The organism is Plesiomonas sp. (assembly GCF_051650925.1).
GTDB lineage: Bacteria > Pseudomonadota > Gammaproteobacteria > Enterobacterales > CAMTGL01 > Plesiomonas.
The window spans coordinates 1-1,709 of record NZ_JBOFRH010000290.1 but is presented as its reverse complement, the minus strand read 5'-3'; the positions used below and the strand labels follow the sequence as shown (position 1 = coordinate 1,709).

The window sequence follows — 1,709 nt, the reverse complement described above, 5'->3', positions numbered from 1 at the left end:
GCACCAGATAGTGGTAACGCGAATAGTGAATAAAGACGATAGCATTCAACTGAGCATCAACCCGCTCAGTTTTAACAGTTTGCTGGCATGGCTTAATACGCTACATGATGAGTTTGGCATCCAAGTACGTTTCTTGGATGTCAGTGCCGAAATGATGCCGGGGCAGGTGCGCGTATTGAATTTGGAGTTGGCATAATTTTAATCGACACTCAGACATCTAATTCAATAGTACCTAATTAGAGGTATGCAAAATCAAATTCGGTGAGAAATAAACCGTGATTTGTGCGATTAATTTCAGAGAGGCTAATCTGAATGCGTTCTATTTAGAGTGTTTAATCTATTTTTATTGGTGAATATTACGAATTAATGAAAACGTCATCTAAGCTTTATTGACAGTCCATTTACCCCTGTGCTCAAATGCCAATAAAATGAGAAGTCTATTTGCATGCTTAATGCATGCTCTATTTTCTGACTGTTTTCTGAATTCGGTTGGTCAATATATTGTCGTTATTTGCGTTTTGGTTTGACGGTTTATTGTCGAGTTTCTCTGTTTGCTTAATGAAATAATTAAATTGATTATTAAAGCGACCAGTTAGTGCACCCAATTGTCTGATGTATATCAAGCGCAGACGATTGATTTTAACCTAAATATAAAAATTAAGTTTATCCGCTTTGCGTATTGCATGGTGGAGGATGAGTAACAACGCTGATTTATTATTGATATGCATCAATGCTGATATCCATATCGTGGCGCGGATATAAATAATCGCGGATATAAATAAAACAAATTTTAATAAATCCCTCTTAGGGATCGCATCAATGTTTTGACCGCAGCGGTATCACGCCGAGGTGGTCTTTTTTGGCGCAGCATCGCTTCTGCGCTGTTTTTTATCTCTAAACTGGAACTATGATGAAACTGACTAAAATTGCATTGCTAACAATCGCCGCGTTTAGCTCGACGGCTTGGGCCCACGGTTATGTGGAAGCGCCACAATCACGTGGCTACGCCTGTAAAACCGGCTTAAACAGTGACTGTGGCGCAGTGCAGTGGGAGCCACAAAGTATTGAAGGGCCAGATGGTTTTCCGTTAGCAGGCCCTGCGGATGGCAAACTGGCGAGCGCGGGCTTGGTGCAATTTAGCGAGCTGGATGCGCAAACCAGCACCCGCTGGAGTAAAACGCCGATTAAAAGCGGTAAGCAGACCATTCGCTGGAATTTTACCGCCAATCACGTGACGCGCGAGTGGCGTTATTACATCACCAAACCGAACTGGGATCAGAATGCGCCATTGACCCGCGATGCATTTGAATTAACACCGTTTGCGGTTCATAGCGGTGATATGCAGCAGCCACCGAAGCAATTTAGCCATGACATCGTGATCCCTAAGCGTAGCGGTTACCACGTCATTCTGGCGGTGTGGGAAGTGGGTGATACCGTCAACAGTTTCTATAACATGATTGATGTGATGTTTGACGACGATAACAGCGAAATCCCTGATTTTGGCTGGGCAAATGTGGGTACCATCTATCCAAGCGTCAATCTGAGTGTCGGCGATAAAGTCAAAACGCGCGTGTTTGATGCCCAAGGTGAGCGTCATGCGCTGTCCACCACGCTGACCATCGCCTCAAATGAGCAAGGCGAGAAAAATCAGTGGGCTTACGCACTGTCGAAAGCGATTAATAGCAGCCAGACCCTGTATCAGGCTGGCC

At 44.3% G+C, this 1,709-nt stretch carries 2 protein-coding genes; both read left to right on the top strand.

Going from position 1 to position 1,709, the window contains the following annotated elements; all coding sequences use genetic code 11:
* Positions 1 to 196, top strand: a 196-nt coding sequence (gspM, locus tag ACRC27_RS06945) for a type II secretion system protein GspM (protein WP_438639508.1), incomplete at its 5' end; no start/stop codon positions are given.
* Between the two features lie 714 nt (positions 197 to 910).
* Positions 911 to 1,709, top strand: a 799-nt coding sequence (locus tag ACRC27_RS06940; protein ID WP_438639507.1) for a lytic polysaccharide monooxygenase, incomplete at its 3' end; no start/stop codon positions are given.